The organism is Paenibacillus sp. J2TS4, from assembly GCF_018403245.1.
Taxonomy (GTDB): Bacteria; Bacillota; Bacilli; order Paenibacillales; family NBRC-103111; genus Paenibacillus_L.
Genome location: NZ_BOSH01000010.1, coordinates 92,976 through 111,447, shown reverse-complemented (window position 1 = coordinate 111,447; position 18,472 = coordinate 92,976). Strand labels below are relative to the sequence as shown.

Here is an 18,472-nt window from a genome sequence, read left to right as displayed (position 1 = left end):
ATTAAGCCTATGATAGAATAAAAGCACTTACATTTCTATGACAGCAATAGATAATAGGGTGCAGCGATGCTAAAAAAGATTTCGCTTGAAATGGTTTGCAAATTGCTGTTTACCTAGAATTTCTTATTCCGAGAAGCTTGACAACAAGATACGAGGTGATGAATTTGAGCAAACCGAATGTGCTGTTTATTATGACTGATCAACAGCGGTGGGATACTTTGGGCTGTTACGGCAACAGGGCCATAGAAACGCCGAACTTGGATTGGCTGGCTTCTATGGGAACCGTTTTCACCTCCGCCTATACGCCATCCCCCTCCTGTATTCCGGCAAGGGCATCGCTGTTGACCGGAATGGATCCGTGGAACACGGGCATTCTTGGAATGGGAAGAGGACAGGGGCATATGGGAGTAGGATTCAAGCATACTTTGCCAGGTGAGCTTGCGCAAGCGGGCTACCATACGCAAGGGGTAGGGAAGATGCATTTTTACCCGCAAAGGGCGTTGAACGGGTTTCATCGCACGGTATTGGACGAATCGGGCAGAGCCTACGACCCGGGATTTATATCGGATTATAAGCAATGGTTCGACCGGAACAAGACAGGGGAATTCGGGATTACAGATCACGGCATCGACTGGAATTCATGGATGGCGAGACCCTATCATGCGCCGGAATACTTGCATCCAACGGTCTGGACCGTTAACGAGTCTATCCGATTTTTGCAGGAGAGGGACCCGAGTAAACCGTTCTTCCTGAAAACTTCGTTCGCCCGTCCGCATTCTCCGTACGATCCGCCGGCTTACTATTTCGATCTATATATGGATAAAGAATTGCCCGAACCTGCTGTTGGAGATTGGGCCCACGTGCATGACGTTCCGAAAGACGGAGCCTCGCCTACCGCATGGAGAGGCGTTCGCAGCAGGGAAGAAATCATGCGGGCGCGTGCAGCGTATTACGGCTCCATCCATTTTATCGATCATCAAATTGGCAGACTGCTCATTTATATGCAAAATAACGGGTTGCTAAATAATACGGTCATTATCTTTACCTCCGACCACGGCGATATGCTGGGAGACCACCATTTATGGCGCAAAACTTACGCTTATGAAGGATCGGCGCATATTCCGCTGATTGTACGCTTGCCGAAATCGTTTGGCAATCCATTGCCCTATGTGGATCATCCCGTCACCCTGCAGGATATTATGCCGACAATTCTGGAAGCGGCAGAGGTACCGGTTCCAAATACGGTAGACGGGCGAAGCCTGCTTCCTTTGATACGCGGAGATGCAGGGCCGTGGCGCGAATATGTGCACGGGGAACATTCCACCTGTTACTCGGAAGAGCAGGAAATGCAATATGTAACGGACGGGAAGATGAAATATGTGTGGCTGCCGCGGATTGGACAAGAGCAGATGTTTGATTTGGAAAGCGACCCTTATGAGCGTGTAAACCTGGCCGGCGAGCCGGAACATCAGGAGGCGCTCCTTCTGTGGAGAGCCCGCATGGTTGCTGTTCTTGAAGTCCGGAACGCGGGATTGACCGAAGGGGACCAGTTGGTATGCCAAGCGGACAAGCCATTTCTAGTGTCACCCAACTATCGGGAAAGAATGGACGGGGTAGAGTGCTTCCTAAAGTAGTGGACTTTTTTCCGGGTGGAGTTGGCCTAAAAATAAACCTGAATTTCGAAAGTAGCTTACCTTGAAAATAGGAAAAGATTGCATTTGTGGCCCGCAGCAAGGATTGCTTCACGTAATGATGCTGCGGGCTTAAATCTGACTTGAAAAACGACGTGAATGTCGGTTATAATAAACCTGTCTCTAAAACGACATCTATGTCTATTTTGTCGAGGGAGGTGAGAAGCATGGCTCCGAAAGTCAGCGACGAGTATAAAGCGCAGAAAAAGAAAGAGCTGCTGCAAGCGGCGGAAAGGGTATTCGTTCATAAAGGATATACTCAAGCAACGATGCAGGACGTTATGGAGGCGGCGGGGGTCTCCAGAGGAGCATTATATTCTTATTTTGACAATATCGAGCATGTGTTTATTGAGGTTCTTCAGCGGGAAGACCAGCAAGTGCTTCTTTTCTTCGCCCCGGAGGAAGAAGCTCCGTTATGGGGGCAATTAACCGGCTGGGTGTATCGGCAGCGAGAGAGCATTGAGAACATTCGCCGCTCTCTTGTGCGAGCTAAGTCGGAGTTCTTTCTAACGACTGGCGATATGCAAAATTCACCAAGCCATTCCTATATCACTGAGCGTTATCAAAGCCTGGTGGACGCGATAAAAAGGTTCATTGAGAAAGGGATAGAGCAAGGAGAATTCCGACCCCGCGCAGCTTCGGAAGCTATTGCCCTGTACCTGATCTCATTCCTGGACGGATTGATGCTGGATACCTTCCAGTTAGGTGCGGAGAGAACTAAAGTAAATGAGCAGCTTGAGGTGCTGCTGCTCTCGCTGCAAGGAATGCTGGACCCGGTCAATCATTAGCCTAACGGCAGGAAAGGAGCAGTTGGATGTTATTCGAATCTTCGAGAGTTGCTTTTAGAAAAATGACGGAGGAAGATGTTGAGCTATATAATGGGTGGCGCAATGATTTGGAAGTGATGCATTCGACTAGCCCCCATTTGGATATATATCCACTGGAAGAGACGAGAAGCTTCGTTCAGCAGGTGATCTTGGGTTCTCCCTCCTCGAAGAGCTACATCGTTATGGATAAAGAGACCGAAACGCCGATCGGAATCACTTCGTTGATTAATATCGACTTGAAAAACCGCAATGCCGAATGCATTATCGATATTGGAAATAAGGCGTACTGGGGACAAGGATACGGGAAGGAGACGCTGCGGCTGCTGCTTGATTATGCGTTCCTCGAAATGAACCTGCACCGAGTTTCCTTAAGGGTCTTTTCCTTCAATGAAAAAGCGATCAAGCTGTATGAAAAGCTGGGCTTTCGGCGAGAAGGAGTTTCCAGGCAGTGCCTGTTCCGGGGAGGCGCCTGGCATGATATCATTCATATGGGACTTCTTCAGGAAGAGTATTTGGCAGAATCCAGAAAGCAATAATTTTAAAAGATAACCATCGCTTAAGGTCAGGTGATGGTTTTTTGCTGTCTACTTAGTTTCTGCAGTGAACATTCACACCCAATAGAGCCAGAGGAATCGTCTGCCGGGATTGAGCTTGATTCAGCGAGAAGCGGTCTGTATAATTCAAGGGTAATCTGAGCTTATATTGTACTAATCTGTTAGAACAGGTGGTTCTTAACCATGTTATCGTACTTATTTCCGATCAAGCAGGCGATTATTACATTCCCGATTGCGGCTTTCGTCATCCTGCTTCCGTTTCTTCTATATCATTATCGCAAATATGGCTATGTTAACTGGTTCCGCTCTATCATGCTTTATTCGCTGCTATTATACGCGATGGCAGCCTATTATCTGGTCATTCTGCCGCTTCCAGAGACAACGGACACATGCAGCCTGCAGCCTCCGGGAACCAAGCACATGCAGTTAATGCCGTTTAATTTTGTTAAAGACTTCATGCGGGAGACTGGACTCCAGTGGAGCCTTCCGATGACCTACATCGGAGTGTGGAAAGAGAGGGCTTTTTTACAGGCGGCCTTCAATTTCTTATTGTTGTTTCCGTTAGGGATTTATTTGAGATATTACTTTAATCGGTCTTGGCTCCAAACGCTGTCGTTATCGTTTCTGGTCTCGGCGTTCTTTGAGCTGACCCAGCTTTCAGGGCTCTACGGCATCTATAATTGTCCATATCGGCTATTTGATGTGGATGATTTGCTGCTTAACACATCAGGGGCTATGGCAGGCTATGTCATTGCTCCGTTAATGACCGGATTTTTACCGAATACGAAACGGCTGGATGAAGGAATCGATTTGGCGGCCAAACCTGTAGCGATGATCCGCCGGGTCCTAGCCTTAATGATTGACTGGATAGTCATAGGGTTTATTAACGGACTGTTAGCGATATTCGGATGGACGGATTCCTGGTGGGAGATTGGCATTGTCATCTTCGTTTATTTCATTCTCTTTCCTTCCAGAACCAATGGGGTCACGATCGGCAAATGGGTCGTTCGCATTCGGGTGAAAGGGGCCGGGGAGCGGGTGACGCTGAAGGAGTTATGGATCCGATACGGTATTCTGTACTTTGGGATTGTCGGTGCGAATGTGTTTCTTCTTCAGATGGCCACGGGAATGAGCTTTGCCTGGATGATCTCGGTGTTGATTCTTCTCTTCCTTGGTTTGGCTAATTTGGTATTAGCTGTTCATGTTATACTCTGTTTGTTCAGCAAGGATAAGACACTCTTTTACGAGAAGCTCAGCGGCACCCGAAACCAAATCATACCGCCTGCGAGCCAATTAAAAAAGCCAGACCCTTCCTGAGGGCTCTGGCTTAAATTCTCATTATAATTGACAATGAGAATCTTTATCAACTAGAATGAATACAAATACGACCCTGACACAAGGGTAGAGGAGTGCAATGCTATGTTTATCCAGAACAAGACCATTATCGTTAAGGAAGGGACTTCCGATAAGGTTGTAGAGCGATTCAACAAGGAAGGGGTGATTGAGAAGTCCCCGGGCTTTATTGACTTGAGTGTTCTGGTCAAGAAGACCGTACGCGGGGATGAGGAAGTCATCGTCATGACTCGTTGGGAGTCCGAGGAGGCGTGGAAAGGCTGGGAGAAGAGCGAGGCCCATCTGGAAGGGCACAGGCAGTCGAGAGGCAAACCTAAGCCGGAGCACATCGTCAGTTCAAGTCACGGCGTCTATTATGTTAAAGCCTTTAAAGGTCCTCATAACGACAGAACTTCCTGATGAGATGCAAACCGGTCTCATCCTCCGGCACGCGCTGCTGTGCAACAGGATGGCTCTAGGCGCCACCTGCTGCTATTATGCTGGAACAGAGACTGGTTTTCTCACGGAATATAATATTATTGCATGAAACAGGAGGGTCAGCCGGGCAGGGAAGCTCATCTGCTCCTTGGTCGTATGCCCTCCCGCTTCTTTTCCTCCTCGCCCAGCTTCTACGCTTTACTACTGCGCTTTTCCCTTTCAAACGACAGACAGAACGGTTCCTTTGGTCATTTGCACAAGCTCGTCCGGCGTTAACTGGAAGACCGCTTTCGGGTGTCCGGCCGCCGCCCAGATCGTCTCGAAGCTCGACAGATCTTCGTCAATGACCGTCAGGACGGGTTCCGAGTGTTCTGCTATGGCCCCATGCTGTCAATCTGGCTTAGTCGACCGTGTAAAATTAACGATTAGTGTGATAAGTCGGATGTAAAGAGCAGGGTGAAATTATAATTAAGAGTCGATTAGGAGACTTTAAGGAGGTCACCGTATTCATAATAAAGGAAGGAGAATGGACCTATGCAATTAAAGGACGAGGTATGGTCCGTATTGGAGGAAGTAATGGATCCTGAGCTTCATATCAATATTGTCGACTTGGGACTCGTGTACGATCTGGAGATCGATTCCAACGGCAAGGTGGAGATTACGATGACGCTGACCATTTCGGAATGTCCGCTTAAAGACGTGCTGCTGAATGATATTCAGGATAAGGTAGGGGCTGTATCCGGCGTTAAGGAGGTCAAGGTAAACCTCGTCTGGGAGCCGGCCTGGACACCGGCGCGAATGAGCGATGAAGCGATCCAGGAATTTAAGCGTCGACAATCGATCTCTTAATACCCTGCATAATGCAGCCCGTCTCTGATCGGAGATGGGCTGCAAGCTTTTTTCATAAAAAAAGTGACAAAATTAAGGAAGAGGTTGACAGCTGGAACCGACATGTTATAATAGGATTCGCAATCTAATTGAGAATGAATATCATTATTGGTATGGTTCATAGAAATTATATTGAACATTCCTATTTGTAAGCAAAGGAAAAGTCATGAAAAAAAGATACCTGTGGTTAGCTCTAATTGTTTTATCCATCCTATCTATCTTTATCGGAGTCAAGGACATTTCACCGTTCGACTTGCTGAAGCTTTCTGATGACAAAACTCAGATCTTGCTAGCGAGCCGGGTTCCCCGCCTGGTCAGTATTATTATGGCGGGAATCAGTATGAGCATCTGTGGTTTGATCATGCAGCAGCTAAGCCGGAATAAGTTCGTATCTCCCACTACGGCCGGTACATTGGACTCCGCCCGCTTGGGGATTCTTGTTTCCTTAATGATCTTTACCACCTCGAGCCCGCTGCTCAAGATGATTGTCGCATTTATCTTTTCCTTGCTTGGAACATTTTTGTTCATGAAGATTCTGGACAGAATCAAATTCAAGGATACGATTTTCATCCCGCTGGTAGGATTGATGTTTGGTAACATTATTAGCTCGATCTCTACTTTTTTTGCTTACAAGTATGATCTTATTCAGAATATGTCTGCATGGCTGCAGGGCGATTTCTCAATGATCATCAGAGGCCGCTACGAGCTTTTGTATATTAGTATTCCTTTGCTGGTCGTCGCTTACCTGTACGCCAATAAATTTACCGTCGCCGGGATGGGAGAGGATTTCTCGAAAAATTTAGGAATGAACTACAAGCGAATAGTTAACATCGGGTTGATTATTGTAGCGTTAGTGACTTCCTCGGTAGTTCTTACCGTGGGAACCATTCCTTTTCTGGGCTTGATCATTCCGAATATCGTCAGCATATACCAAGGGGATCATCTCAAAAAAAGCCTTTCTCACACCGCGCTGCTGGGAGCCGTATTCGTGTTATTCTGCGACATCCTCGGCCGGATCATCATCTACCCCTATGAAATTCCGATCAGCCTTACCGTCGGAGTCATAGGAAGCGGTATTTTTGTCTACTTACTGATGAGGAGAAGGGCCCATGAATAATAAAGTTAGAATGGCCATCTTGGCAGTTATTGCAGTAGTCTTGGTAGGTATCTTCTTATTCATCAATATCGGCGGAAACTGGGAATACATTCTTCAGCGAAGAGGCATGAAGGTGCTGGCCATTATATTGACCGGAGGGACGATCGCCTTTTCGACCCTGGTGTTTCAGACCATTACGAACAACCGCATTTTGACACCAAGCATTATTGGATTAGATTCGCTTTATATGTTAATCCAGACCTTTGTCATTTTCGTCTTTGGCTCTAATCACCGCAGTGTAATGAGCAGCAATATCAACTTCGTAATATGCGTAGCTCTGATGGTTGTATTCTCGGGAGTGCTGTACAAAATCCTGTTTAAAAGAGAAGGTCAAAATATATATTTCCTGCTGCTGATCGGGATCATCTTCGGCACTTTGTTTCAAAGCATGTCTTCCTTCATGCAGGTGCTGATCGATCCCAACGAGTTCCAGATCGTACAGGATAAGATGTTCGCCAGCTTTAATAACATCAAGACGGAGCTTCTTCTGATAGCCGGCCTATCGGTGCTGCTCGTCGGTATATATTTTGCCCGCTTCACTAAATATTTGGATGTGATGTCGCTCGGGCGCGACCAAGCGGTCAATCTGGGAGTCAATTACGATTACGTAGTCAAACGGCTGTTGATCGTAGTGGCCGTGCTCATTTCGATATCGACGGCTCTTGTCGGGCCTATTACCTTCCTGGGCTTGCTTGTAGTAAATGTCGCTTATGAGTTTTTCAAAACGTATCAGCACAAATATTTAATTATAGGCTCCATCCTGATCAGCATCATTGCCTTGGTCGGAGGACAGTTGATTGTCGAAAGAGTCTTCACCTTCTCTACAACGTTAAGCGTCATTATCAATTTTATCGGTGGAGTTTACTTTATTTATCTACTGCTAAGGGAGAATAAATCATGGTAGATGTGAGGAACCTGTTCAAAAAATACGGGACTAAAAATGTAGTGGAAGACGTATCGGTGACGATCGCCAAGGGGAAGATTACTTCATTTATCGGCCCTAACGGCGCCGGCAAAAGTACATTAATTTCTATGATCAGTCGGCTGATTACGAAGGATCAGGGGGAAGTTTACATAGACGATCAGGAAATTGGTCAGTGCAAAAGCAATGATTTAGCTAAAAAAATCTCGATTTTGAAGCAGGCCAACCACATCAACCTCCGTTTGACGATCAGAGAATTAGTGTCCTTCGGACGCTTTCCTTACTCGCAAGGAAGACTTACAGAAGAAGACTGGAAGTATGTCGATGAAGCGATTCAGTATATGGACCTTACGGAGATGCAGAACAAATATCTGGATCAATTGAGCGGAGGACAGAGACAGCGGGCCTATATAGCGATGGTTATTGCCCAGAACACAGAGTATATTCTGCTGGATGAGCCACTCAACAATCTGGATATGAAGCATTCCGTGCAAATTATGAAGATCCTTCGCAGACTGGTGGATGAGCTGGGCAAGACGATCGTGATCGTTATTCACGATATTAACTTTGCTTCCTGTTATTCCGACCATATCGTCGCATTGAAGGATGGAAAGGTGGTGAGGGTAGGGACGACGGACGAAATCATCCACCCTTCGGTCCTTAAAGAAATCTACGATATGGATATCCAAATAGAACATATTAACGATAACAAAATATGCGTCTATTTTTCATGAGGCATGGCAGAACCTTTATTACATCGCCGTACAGGGCGGGGTCTAATCGTTTATTAACTAAATAAATATTTAGGAGTGGGAAGAATGAAGAAGGCATTATTAGTTGTATTTATCGCAATGTTTGCTGCCATTATGGCCGCATGCGGAAGCTCTAACAGTCCCAAGGAAGAAGGAACCGGTTCGGGATCGGGATCAGAGACGAAACAGGAAGCGGAAGTGTTAACGGTCAAACATGAGCTTGGAGAAACCGAAGTCAAGAAGAATCCTGAGAAAGTCGTTGTTTTCGACTTTGGCGCACTGGATACTCTCGATAAATTAGGCGTTGAAGTAACGGCTCTGCCGAAAAGCAATGTTCCTCCTTATCTTTCTAAATATGAAGACGATAAATACATCAACGTAGGAAGCTTGAAGGAGCCCGACTTTGAGAAAATCAGTGAGATCAATCCCGATCTGATTATCATTTCCGGAAGACAAAGCCCCATGTACGATGAACTGAGCAAGCTGGGGAAAACCATTTATGTGGGAGTCGATACCTCCCGTTATATGGAATCCTATGAGGAAAATTCGAGGTTGTTGGGAGAGATTTTCGGCAAGGAAGCGATCGTTGAAGAAGAACTGGCCAAAGTAAAAGATTCGATCCAGAAGCTTAACGAGAAAGTAACGTCCAGCAACAAAAATGCTTTAATTATTCTGGCTAATGACGGCAAGGTCAGCGCCTATGGAGCCGGGTCCAGATTCGGTATTATTCACGACGTGTTCGGTTTCATTCCGGTGGATGAAGATATTAAAGTGGAGACTCACGGCAACAGCATTTCCTTTGAATACATTGTAGATAAAGATCCGGATTACTTATTTGTTGTCGATAGAGGCGCAGCAGTGGGCGGCGAATCGTCCGCCAAGCAAATGGTGGAGAACGAGCTGGTGAAAAATACGAAGGCTTATAAAGACGGAAATGTCGTCTATCTCGATCCTAACTACTGGTATCTGTCCGGTGGAGGACTTATCTCCGTCGCCGAGATGGTCAAAGAGGTCGAAGCTAGCGTGAAGTAATATAGCTGACGCTAAAATTAACAGGGGCTGTCCCAAAGCCATCAGGCTTAGGGACAGCCCCTGTTACAGATTCAAGATCCAAATATGGACCTTATTATAGCTCGCTCCAAGTAACGGTTAACTCAATCACTCCGTCAGAGTTGGTCAGCAAACCACCGATGACAGACCAGCTATCCTTGTTCATTTTACGGTCGCCCTGGATAATGATGTTTTTATTATCGATGGTTTGCGCAGCGTCATTCCGCTCGTCAAAAGGGAAGGATTGGGCAATCGCTGCTGGCAATGGGCTATCTTTCCTCTTCGCGGCAGGCTCGTTTGTATTATAATGTAAGGGCATACATAAAAGGGGGAGTGCTGTTGAAAACGGTTTTTATCCGGCTGTTAATGCACCTCACGATTGCGGTTGTTCTCATCACGCTGCTGGTTGGGGCTCTGGTTTATCGGAATACGGACGTTATGCTGAAGGAAGAGGTGCTGGGAGCCAATGCCGAGCTGCTGGCGCAAACCCAGAAAATTGTAGAGCAGGCGTTGGGGGAAGTGCAGCAGATGGCCTCGTCCTTGGCCATTAACACGGATGTCCAGAAATCGGTGTGGCTTCCCTGGAATTTGGAAGAGGAATACCGTTTTCTCCAAAACACCAGCAATTTGTTCTCCGAACGCATTCATTCCTCCAATTATCTTCATTCTATATATTTATACAGCTCGGTCAATAATAAGCTGATTTCCCCTTCGGGGATTGCGGGCATGGACGACTTTCCTAACTATGAGCATTTGCGGGAGTTTATCGAAGGCCGGGAGACCATGAGCTGGGGCGCAGGCTATTGGTCCGATGAGCACAAAAATCCCGAGAGCGTTCTCCAGTTTTACTTCAGCGTCCCGCTCCATAATGTGGAGAAGAAGGGTGCGCTCCTCATCCATTTAAAGGAGGATGTGCTGTACAATGCGGTGGTCAACACGAACAATCGCAAGTTGGGCAATGTCGCTATCTTGAACGAAGAGGGCGCGGTGCTGTCCTATAAAGATAAAAGCATGCTGCTGCATCCGTTCGCCGACACTGATATAGAGCAGATACGCCAAGAAAATAATGGCTCGTTCGTGGAATCGATTGGCGGGAAGAAGATGCTTGTCTCGTACCTGACCTCCACTTTTAACGGCTGGATCTACGTTACCCTGAACCCTTGCAACGAAGTGTTCAAAAGATCGAATGACATCATTCGGATCACCCTCCTTATTTCACTGCTTGGGCTTGGCCTGGGCATTGCCTTGATGGTGCTCGTTTCGAGAAATTATTACAAGCCGGTGCAAAAGATGGTTCAGGCATTGTCCAGTAATCTGGAACAGCCGTTCACCAAAGCTCTTCATCGTGATGAATTCAGCTACATTAGCGAATCGATAGACCATCTGTTTAACGAAAATGAAGAATTTAAAACGAAATTTTATAACAGTGAGCTGGTTTTACGGGAGCATGCTCTCATCCACCTATTGTCGGGAAGCACAGCTAGTCTCAGAGAATTGGAGCGCCAGTTGGACTATTACGGGATTCCTCTTCAGCCGGAGCATTTTATCGTCATCGTTCTTCGTCTTTATCTAAATAAGGGGGCGGAGCTCGCCGAGCCGGAAGAAAAGCTGCGTAATCTGATTTATTTTCAGATCAGGATGTTATGTGAGGAGACTATGGCTGATCACGGGCCCGGAGTCTATATTCCCCAATTCCACAAACAGGATGTAATGATTGTGAATACCGGAACTTGGGGGGATCGGGAGCAGACGATTAATAAGGCGAAAGAGCTGGCTTTTCAAGTGAAACGGAAAGTGAGCGCCGAACTGCCGGGAGTGAGCCTGACGATAGGAATCGGCGGGAGCTATACGAGTCTTTCCGAAATATATCTGTCCTATAACGAAGCGGTAGAGGTGCTGCAGTATGAACGTCTTACCGGGTCGGCCAGCATTCTGTCCATTCATGATCTGCAAATTAATCATATGAACCGAAACCGGATTATGAATTTCCGGCATTTGGTAGAAAAGGCAGCCAACGAATTGAAAACAGGCCGCCTGGAAGCTTCCTTGGCGGCTAAAGACGAATTGATCCAACAGTTATCCGGTGATTCGAGCCTTGGCTTGCATCATAAAAACTTAATTGTGACCGACTTGCTCCATGCTCTGATGACTCTGCGGGCTGAGCTCCTGGCAGGGCGGGAGGGAGCAGAGGAAGATGACGGCCTAGTCTACGAATTTTCCAAGCTGCAAAATCTGGAGGACATCCGCTTGTGGTTTGACAAGGCTTTTATCCAAACCTCGGAAGCGCTGCAGGACAAGCGCGAGAATAAAAACGTTGAAATGATCGGCAAGCTGGCTGCCTATGTCCGGGAAAACTACAGGGAACCCCTCAGCCTGCAAATGCTGGCGGATTTGGCCTTTATGAACAGTCAATATTTATCCAAATTATTCAAGGAAGTGACGGGACAAACTTTTATCGATTATTTAACGGATATTCGTGTGCGGGAGGCCTGCCACTTGCTTAGAGAAACTCAATCCGGCATTAACGAGATCGCCGCTGCCTCGGGCTTCGGGCAAAAGCAGAACTTAATCCGAACCATCAAGAAGCAGACCGGATTAACCCCTACAGAGTACCGGAAACGGAATGCTATAGAGCGTTTGAACAGCGAAAAACCAAGAATCGATACCGATCCGATCCATTGAACCTTGCCAAATGACAAATCATGATACCGTTTACAACGATTGAATCTTGTCGCGTTAACCTCCTCCTTTTATTCTGAAAGTGCTTACAAAAATACGACGGGAGGAGGTTTTCTCATGCCGATGCCGGCTGCAAAAACGAACGGACAAAGAGAAATGTCCAAAAGGTTAGAAACCTGGAAACGGATTTACAGTTATCGTTCCATTTATTTAATGCTTCTGCCGGCTGTCCTTTATTATGCTGTATTTCATTATTATCCAATGTATGGAGCGATGATTGCCTTCAAGCAATTCAGCATCACCAAAGGAATCACGGGGAGTTCCTGGGCCGGGCTTCAGCACTTCGAATATTTATTCGGCCTGGATAAGTTCTGGCAGATCTTCTGGAATACGATAGTGATCAGCTTATATCGGCTGGTCTTCGGGTTTCCTCTGCCGCTCATTGTCGCGCTTCTGCTTAATGAGGTCCGCAGATTGGTATTTAAGCGTACGGTGCAGACGGTTATTTATTTGCCCCACTTCATATCGTGGGTCATTATGGGGGGCTTGTTAATTAATCTGTTGTCGGTGGACGGAGGAGTGGTTAACAATCTGATCCGTTCGTTGGGAGGACAGCCTGTAGGCTTCCTTATTGACGAGAACTATTTTCGCAGCACGCTGGTCTGGTCCATGATCTGGAAGGAGTTCGGCTGGAACACCATTATTTATATGGCGGCTCTGGCCGGAGTCAATCCGCAGCTTTACGAGGCGGCGGTAATGGATGGGGCCAATCGTTGGAGAAGAATCTGGCACATCACCTTGCCCTGTATTCGCAGCACCATCATTATTTTGCTGATCCTGCGGATCGGGGGACTGATGGAAGCCGGGTTCGAGCAAATCTTCGTCCTGTATCATCCCGGCGTCTACAACGTGGCGGATATTATCGATACGTACGTCTACCGGGTCGGTCTTACGGAGGGCAAATTCAGTCTCGCCGCCGCTGTCGGATTGTTCAAGTCGGTCATTAATTTCACTCTCTTGGTCATGGCCAACAGTCTGGCCAGAAAAATGGGCGAGCAAGGGATCTATTAAGGAGGGAAGGACATGACTCGTAACAGTACCGGCAGCAAACTATTCGATGCCGCTAATTACTTGATATTAACGCTGCTCGCATTCCTCACACTATATCCGTTCTGGGATTCGCTGATCGTCTCCATCACGCCTTTGCAGGAAAGTTTGTCTTCCAATCTTCATTTGATTCCGAAATCGATCACCTTCGAGGCTTATCAGTATCTTCTGCAATTGAAGCAGCTGTGGGTTTCATATGGAATCAGCATTTTTATAACCGTCTTCGGTACTGCTATCAGTATGCTTGCTACGACGCTGGCGGCCTATGCCTTGTCGAAACGGCAGCTTCCGGGTGTGCGGCCGATCATGTTCGCCATCGTCTTTACGATGATGTTCAGCGGAGGCATCATTCCGACTTATCTGGTTGTCAAGCAGCTTGGCATGATGAACACGGTATGGTCTCTCATGATCCCGACAGCAATCCAAACCTACAACCTGATCATTATGCGAAATTTTTTCACGTCCATTCCGGAAAGTCTCGAAGAGTCGGCGCGAATGGATGGCTGCAGCGATCTTGGAATTTTGCTCAGAATCGTAGTCCCGCTTTCCATGCCGGCTATCGCTACGATCTCATTGTTCTATGCAGTGGCCAGATGGAATGAATTTTTTACGGCGGTCATGTATGTAACGGACAAAGGAATTTGGCCGCTGCAGCTGTTCCTGCGATCTATGCTGATTGATAATGAAGCGTCTTTCCAGTCGGGGGGAGACAGTCCTTTTCTGCTGGGACAGTCGATTAAGATGGCGACCATTATGATTTCAACCATACCGGTGATGATTATTTATCCTTTTTTTCAAAAGTATTTTGTGCAGGGGGTCACTTTGGGAGCGGTCAAGGAATAGCTCCGGCTCATTAACTTTATATGCCGATAAGGGGGAAGCAGGACATGATGAGAGTGCAGAAGAAATGGCTCATTGGCACTTGCGCGTTGATCGTGCTGACGGCAGCGGGTTGCGGAAATAAAGAGGGGGGATTGTCAGCCACAGACGACATGCCAATGAAGCTGGTGTTTCTGACACCAGGTGACACCGCGGCGAATCCGATCGGGCCCGATGACCGGATTATTGCCGAAATTAACCAAAGGCTGGGAATTGATCTTCAGGTTCAAGTCGTCCCCGAGGGCGGCTATGAAAAAATTAACGTAGCCATGGCGACGGGCGATCTTCCGGATGTGGTCACGATTAATTATCCTTCGCCCTCCCTCAGCCAGTGGATCGAGGAAGGAATTGTTGTCCCGCTGAACGACTATTTCGACGTGATGCCGACAGTCCGAAATAAAATTGAACAGAGGCTGACCTGGACGGCGGTAGACGGCAAGTATTACGGTTATCCGTTCATTGAGGAACGGTCCAATACGACGATGGCCTATCGGGCGGATTGGTTGGAGAAGCTCGGCCTGAGGCCCCCGGAAACGCTGGACGAATTCTATCATGCGATGCAGGAGATTGCTAGGAAAGATCCCGATGGCAACGGGAAACATGATACGTACGGATTGACGGCTACGAAGAGCACCGGCTTTAACGGCTCCTTTAACTTCATCTTCTACGCTTATGGGCTGCCGCATGGGGATTGGGTTCTGAATGAACAAGGGGAAGTCGTGCCTATCTTCGAGCATCCCGCCTTCCGGCAAGGAGTGGAATTCATTCGTAAGCTGTGGGATGAGAAGCTGCTGGACCCGGAATTTCTGCTTAACGATACTCAGCAGCGGGAACAGAAGTTTTATCAGGGCAAGGTTGGTTTCATGGGAGCCCCGCTATTTCGTCACGTAGGACGGCTGGAGGCAAGCCTTCAGAAGGTGAATCCCGAGGGCAAGCTTGGATTCATGGCCCCGCCGGCTGGCCCGGACGGCAAGAGGGGGATGGCCAGCTCGCCCAAGTCCGGTCTGTTCACGGCTGTTACGAGCCATGCCAAGGATCCGGAAAAAGCGGCGAAATTCATTGAATTCATGCTTTCCCCGGAAGGCCGTGATTTGTTGAAGCTCGGGATCGAAGGCATTCATTATACAAAAGACGGCGATAAAATTATATATAATGAGGAGGAACGCGCCAAAGACGGCTTTGCCTCCAACGGATGGTCGCACCCGCTGGCCTGGGGCAGCGTAATCTGGCCGCTTGGGGAAAATTATTTGCCCGAAACCGAACCGCAGGCGGACCGGGCGAGGCAGTCGGTAGAGATTGCAACGGCCAATATCGTCCCCAATCTGCTGAATGTGACCACTCAAGAAGAAGTCGAGTACGCGGGAATTCTCGGTGAGCTGTTCAATCAGTACTATACGGAGATGATAACCGGGAAGAGGGATATGGATTCAGGGATTGCAGAATTATCCCGCAAGTGGCGGGAGCAAGGCGGTGAGAAGGTTCTCGAGGCGGTTAATCGAGCCTACCAGGAGCAAAAGTAGGCGGATCGGACGGCTGACACAAGCTCTTATGTGCAGGCAGAAGAGCTTGCAGGCACGGGGTAGGAGGCGATCATAGGCAGCAGCGGGCTGGCGGCGAGCGAAAGTATCAGGCTGATAAGGCCAGCAGGTGGGGGGGGTGGCAGACATTAGGCAAGCAGGGCACGTAGCAGCGGCCGTTCGAATGATCAGCGGGTTCAGCCCGAAAGGGTTCCATCCTAAGTCATTCGAGGATAACAGTGATCGAAACAGGCCTTGGCTCGTTACCTTAGCCCCTCGTTTTCGAGGATTGCCTGCTATAGTACAGCAAGAACAATAAGAATTAACTCATTTTCCGGGATCGACTGCAAAAATGCAGTGAACAACTAATTAATTCGGAATACAGCCACAAATGGTCGATTTCTAATGCACTTTTGCAGTAGATTGACCAGATATGAGGAAAAAGTTTGCAAACGCCTGCACTTTTGCAGTAGAAGGTCGATCTGACACGGGGGGAATCTCCAAAAGTCATGAGGATGATTGTAATCTTCTCACTTTAATAGTAAATGAGTAGATAAGAAGCGGTCTCTCAGCGATAATTGCACATCTGGCTCATAAACAATGTTGACAAAAAGGAGGAAGTGAAGTGGCAGCTTCTGCATCGGATTATCCTAACATTGTATTTATATTAAGCGACGATCAGGGGGCATGGGCTATGGGATGTGCCGGAAATGACGAGATTCGCACCCCTAACCTGGATCGGTTGGCAGCGGAAGGAATGCGGTTCACCAGCTTCTTCTGTACGTCTCCCGTCTGTTCGCCGGCGCGGGCTTCTCTGTTAACCGGAAGAATTCCATCCCAGCACGGCGTTCACGACTGGATTCGTGAAGGAAATGTAGGGGAGCGGCCCATAGAATATTTGAAGGGACAGAGGGCCTATACCGAGATTTTGGCCGAGCAGGGCTACATTTGCGCACTTAGCGGCAAATGGCACCTGGGCGACAGCGTAAGACCGCAAAAAGGCTTTACCCACTGGTATGTTCACCAGACCGGCGGAAGCGACTATTATAACGCGCCTATGATTCGCGACGGTCAATTCATTCATGAGCCCGAATATTTGACCGATGTCATTACGGATGACGCGCTGCAATTTCTGGACGATCAGCAAGGGGAGCAGCCGTTCTATTTAAGCGTGCATTATACGGCTCCGCACAGCCCTTGGATCGACAGCCATCCGCAGGAAGTCGTCGACTCCTATGATGACTGCGAATTTAAGACTTGTCCGCAGGAGCCCAAGCATCCGTGGGCAATCAAGACGGCTCCTTGGGCGGAGGATCCGAAGGAGAATCTGAAGGGATATTTTGCCGCTGTAACGGAAATGGACCGCAATATCGGACGGATACTTGATAAACTGGAGGACAAAGGGCTTCGTGAAACGACGCTGATTTGTTTCCTCAGCGATAATGGATTCAACTGCGGGCATCACGGGATTTGGGGCAAAGGGAACGGAACCTTCCCGCAAAATATGTACGACACGTCTGTCAAGGTTCCGGCTATTTTCAGCCACCCCGGCCGCATCCCGCAAGGGCAGATTAGCGATGCGCTCGTGAGCGGCTACGATTTCATGCCGACTCTGCTGGAGTATGCCGGCATGACAAACTCCGAAGCCGATCGGCTTCCGGGGACGAGCTTTTTGCCACACCTGCTCGGTGCAAAGGATGGCGCAAGAGAGCCGGTAGTTGTCTTCGACGAGTACGGTCCGGTCCGAATGATTCGTACCCGGGAATGGAAGTACATTCATCGCTACCCGTACGGGCCGCATGAACTGTACAATTTGGTGAAGGACCCGGAGGAACGCCATAATCGGATCGACAGCGAAGAAGCGGAGGAGCAGCGGATCGCATTGAAGGGGCAGCTGGAGCAATGGTTTGTGCGATATGCCGATCCGTCCCTGGATGGTACGCGAGAGCCAGTCAGCGGTCTGGGACAGCTGGATCTCGCCGGCCCGGCGGGGGGCGGCCGAAAGGCGTACTTCGATTCGGGCAAAGCATAGTCCCAAGCATAGTACAACAACTTTAAAGCCGAGATAAATAGCTTGGCTTGAGCTCATCATTCTTAGCGGTAAATTATGGCTGTCAAAGCTATATTTACCGCTATTCTGATTCGATTTTATCAGAGGTAATTTAATCCAACCGGGATGATTTTTGTTCACAACTTAATGAAAAAGCACCAAAAGGCATGAAATAAGACAATCGGTAATGAAAGCCTGGGAAAGCTCTCCATTATAGGCCGATTGCCGTCATATTCTGAACTATTCGTTCAAATTGGACACTTTAGTTTCGGCCGCTTATTTTATATGATGGAACTAGTGTCACATAGATTATAAAGACTGGGATCACCCTCTCCGTATAGAACGGCATGACGTTATTTCCCTCAAATTCGCTCATGTCCAAGATAGTAGTACATGGCTTAATTCACTTCGGCATTCCATGCCAATTTAACCCATGGTTGCAACCTGAAGAACACCTCATTGCAGCCATTCCTTAACTTAGTAGAGTAACAATGAAATGAACGGTAACCAAACCCGCTAGCGCTAACGGGTGTATTACACTGTGGGACCTTGTGAAAAATAATACAAAATTATGAAAAGACGACTCCAACTCACCCCGCATCGGCTGATAGCTTGGGGTAAGAGCAGGGC

The 18,472-nt window shown here is 47.9% G+C and carries 16 protein-coding genes; 15 read left to right on the top strand and 1 reads right to left on the bottom strand.

The annotated features are described in order from the left end of the window. Nucleotides 1–158 precede the first annotated feature (158 nt). The 10 genes from KJS69_RS20085 (at nucleotide 159) to KJS69_RS20040 (ending at nucleotide 9,592) form a co-directional block, all read left to right on the top strand. The gene (locus KJS69_RS20085) at nucleotides 159–1,634 is read left to right on the top strand and encodes an arylsulfatase (RefSeq protein WP_213585584.1); all 1,476 of its coding nucleotides are present in this window, start codon (nucleotides 159–161) and stop codon (nucleotides 1,632–1,634) included. A 224-nt stretch (nucleotides 1,635–1,858) separates the two neighbouring features. After that, on the top strand, nucleotides 1,859–2,479 hold the full coding sequence (locus tag KJS69_RS20080) for a TetR/AcrR family transcriptional regulator (protein WP_213585583.1): 621 nt from the start codon (nucleotides 1,859–1,861) through the stop codon (nucleotides 2,477–2,479). Nucleotides 2,480–2,505: 26 nt separating this feature from the next. Beyond that, on the top strand, nucleotides 2,506–3,054 hold the full coding sequence (locus KJS69_RS20075; protein WP_213585582.1) for a GNAT family N-acetyltransferase: 549 nt from the start codon (nucleotides 2,506–2,508) through the stop codon (nucleotides 3,052–3,054). 201 nt (nucleotides 3,055–3,255) lie between these two features. After that, nucleotides 3,256–4,389 carry a VanZ family protein gene (locus KJS69_RS20070; protein WP_213585581.1) on the top strand — a complete coding sequence of 378 codons (1,134 nt, stop codon included), beginning with the start codon at nucleotides 3,256–3,258 and terminating at the stop codon, nucleotides 4,387–4,389. 102 nt (nucleotides 4,390–4,491) lie between these two features. Further along, entirely contained in the window at nucleotides 4,492–4,824 is a 333-nt protein-coding gene (locus tag KJS69_RS20065) for an antibiotic biosynthesis monooxygenase (RefSeq protein WP_213585580.1), read from the top strand. Between the two features lie 552 nt (nucleotides 4,825–5,376). Continuing rightward, nucleotides 5,377–5,691 (top strand): metal-sulfur cluster assembly factor, encoded by a 315-nt coding sequence (locus KJS69_RS20060; protein WP_213585579.1) that lies wholly within the window; start codon nucleotides 5,377–5,379, stop codon nucleotides 5,689–5,691. Between the two features lie 205 nt (nucleotides 5,692–5,896). Next, on the top strand, nucleotides 5,897–6,847 hold the full coding sequence (locus tag KJS69_RS20055) for an ABC transporter permease (protein WP_213585578.1): 951 nt from the start codon (nucleotides 5,897–5,899) through the stop codon (nucleotides 6,845–6,847). Continuing rightward, nucleotides 6,840–7,790 (top strand): iron chelate uptake ABC transporter family permease subunit, encoded by a 951-nt coding sequence (locus tag KJS69_RS20050; protein ID WP_213585577.1) that lies wholly within the window; start codon nucleotides 6,840–6,842, stop codon nucleotides 7,788–7,790. The genes KJS69_RS20055 and KJS69_RS20050 overlap by 8 nt, the downstream gene beginning before the upstream one ends. After that, a complete protein-coding gene (locus KJS69_RS20045; RefSeq protein ID WP_213585576.1) occupies nucleotides 7,784–8,542 on the top strand; it encodes an iron ABC transporter ATP-binding protein in 759 nt (252 codons plus the stop codon). The genes KJS69_RS20050 and KJS69_RS20045 overlap by 7 nt, the downstream gene beginning before the upstream one ends. 84 nt (nucleotides 8,543–8,626) lie before the next feature. Further along, on the top strand, nucleotides 8,627–9,592 hold the full coding sequence (locus KJS69_RS20040; RefSeq protein ID WP_213585575.1) for a siderophore ABC transporter substrate-binding protein: 966 nt from the start codon (nucleotides 8,627–8,629) through the stop codon (nucleotides 9,590–9,592). Nucleotides 9,593–9,686: 94 nt separating this feature from the next. Here the strand turns inward: KJS69_RS20040 and KJS69_RS20035 are convergent, their stop codons facing one another. Further along, nucleotides 9,687–9,875 carry a hypothetical protein gene (locus KJS69_RS20035; RefSeq protein WP_213585574.1) on the bottom strand — a complete coding sequence of 63 codons (189 nt, stop codon included), beginning with the start codon at nucleotides 9,873–9,875 and terminating at the stop codon, nucleotides 9,687–9,689. Nucleotides 9,876–9,949: 74 nt separating this feature from the next. Between KJS69_RS20035 and KJS69_RS20030 the strand changes: the two genes are divergently transcribed. From KJS69_RS20030 to KJS69_RS20010, 5 genes are all read left to right on the top strand, one after another. Further along, complete coding sequence (locus KJS69_RS20030) at nucleotides 9,950–12,292, top strand: helix-turn-helix domain-containing protein (RefSeq protein WP_213585573.1); 2,343 nt, start codon at nucleotides 9,950–9,952, stop codon at nucleotides 12,290–12,292. A 114-nt stretch (nucleotides 12,293–12,406) separates the two neighbouring features. Continuing rightward, nucleotides 12,407–13,360 carry an ABC transporter permease gene (locus KJS69_RS20025; RefSeq protein WP_213585572.1) on the top strand — a complete coding sequence of 318 codons (954 nt, stop codon included), beginning with the start codon at nucleotides 12,407–12,409 and terminating at the stop codon, nucleotides 13,358–13,360. A 12-nt stretch (nucleotides 13,361–13,372) separates the two neighbouring features. Further along, a complete protein-coding gene (locus KJS69_RS20020; RefSeq protein ID WP_213585571.1) occupies nucleotides 13,373–14,239 on the top strand; it encodes a carbohydrate ABC transporter permease in 867 nt (288 codons plus the stop codon). Nucleotides 14,240–14,283: 44 nt separating this feature from the next. Next, nucleotides 14,284–15,795 (top strand): extracellular solute-binding protein, encoded by a 1,512-nt coding sequence (locus KJS69_RS20015; protein WP_249730629.1) that lies wholly within the window; start codon nucleotides 14,284–14,286, stop codon nucleotides 15,793–15,795. A gap of 622 nt (nucleotides 15,796–16,417) precedes the next feature. Beyond that, nucleotides 16,418–17,824, top strand: coding sequence for a sulfatase family protein (locus tag KJS69_RS20010; protein ID WP_249730628.1), 1,407 nt, complete (start codon nucleotides 16,418–16,420; stop codon nucleotides 17,822–17,824). The last annotated feature ends 648 nt before the right edge of the window (nucleotides 17,825–18,472 follow it).

Coding starts and splice junctions, on each gene's coding strand:
- KJS69_RS20085 (WP_213585584.1), top strand. CDS start 159: ATGAATTTGAGCAAACCGAATGTGCTGTTTATTATGACTGATCAACAG.
- KJS69_RS20080 (WP_213585583.1), top strand. CDS start 1,859: ATGGCTCCGAAAGTCAGCGACGAGTATAAAGCGCAGAAAAAGAAAGAG.
- KJS69_RS20075 (WP_213585582.1), top strand. CDS start 2,506: ATGTTATTCGAATCTTCGAGAGTTGCTTTTAGAAAAATGACGGAGGAA.
- KJS69_RS20070 (WP_213585581.1), top strand. CDS start 3,256: ATGTTATCGTACTTATTTCCGATCAAGCAGGCGATTATTACATTCCCG.
- KJS69_RS20065 (WP_213585580.1), top strand. CDS start 4,492: ATGTTTATCCAGAACAAGACCATTATCGTTAAGGAAGGGACTTCCGAT.
- KJS69_RS20060 (WP_213585579.1), top strand. CDS start 5,377: ATGCAATTAAAGGACGAGGTATGGTCCGTATTGGAGGAAGTAATGGAT.
- KJS69_RS20055 (WP_213585578.1), top strand. CDS start 5,897: ATGAAAAAAAGATACCTGTGGTTAGCTCTAATTGTTTTATCCATCCTA.
- KJS69_RS20050 (WP_213585577.1), top strand. CDS start 6,840: ATGAATAATAAAGTTAGAATGGCCATCTTGGCAGTTATTGCAGTAGTC.
- KJS69_RS20045 (WP_213585576.1), top strand. CDS start 7,784: ATGGTAGATGTGAGGAACCTGTTCAAAAAATACGGGACTAAAAATGTA.
- KJS69_RS20040 (WP_213585575.1), top strand. CDS start 8,627: ATGAAGAAGGCATTATTAGTTGTATTTATCGCAATGTTTGCTGCCATT.
- KJS69_RS20025 (WP_213585572.1), top strand. CDS start 12,407: ATGCCGATGCCGGCTGCAAAAACGAACGGACAAAGAGAAATGTCCAAA.
- KJS69_RS20020 (WP_213585571.1), top strand. CDS start 13,373: ATGACTCGTAACAGTACCGGCAGCAAACTATTCGATGCCGCTAATTAC.
- KJS69_RS20015 (WP_249730629.1), top strand. CDS start 14,284: ATGATGAGAGTGCAGAAGAAATGGCTCATTGGCACTTGCGCGTTGATC.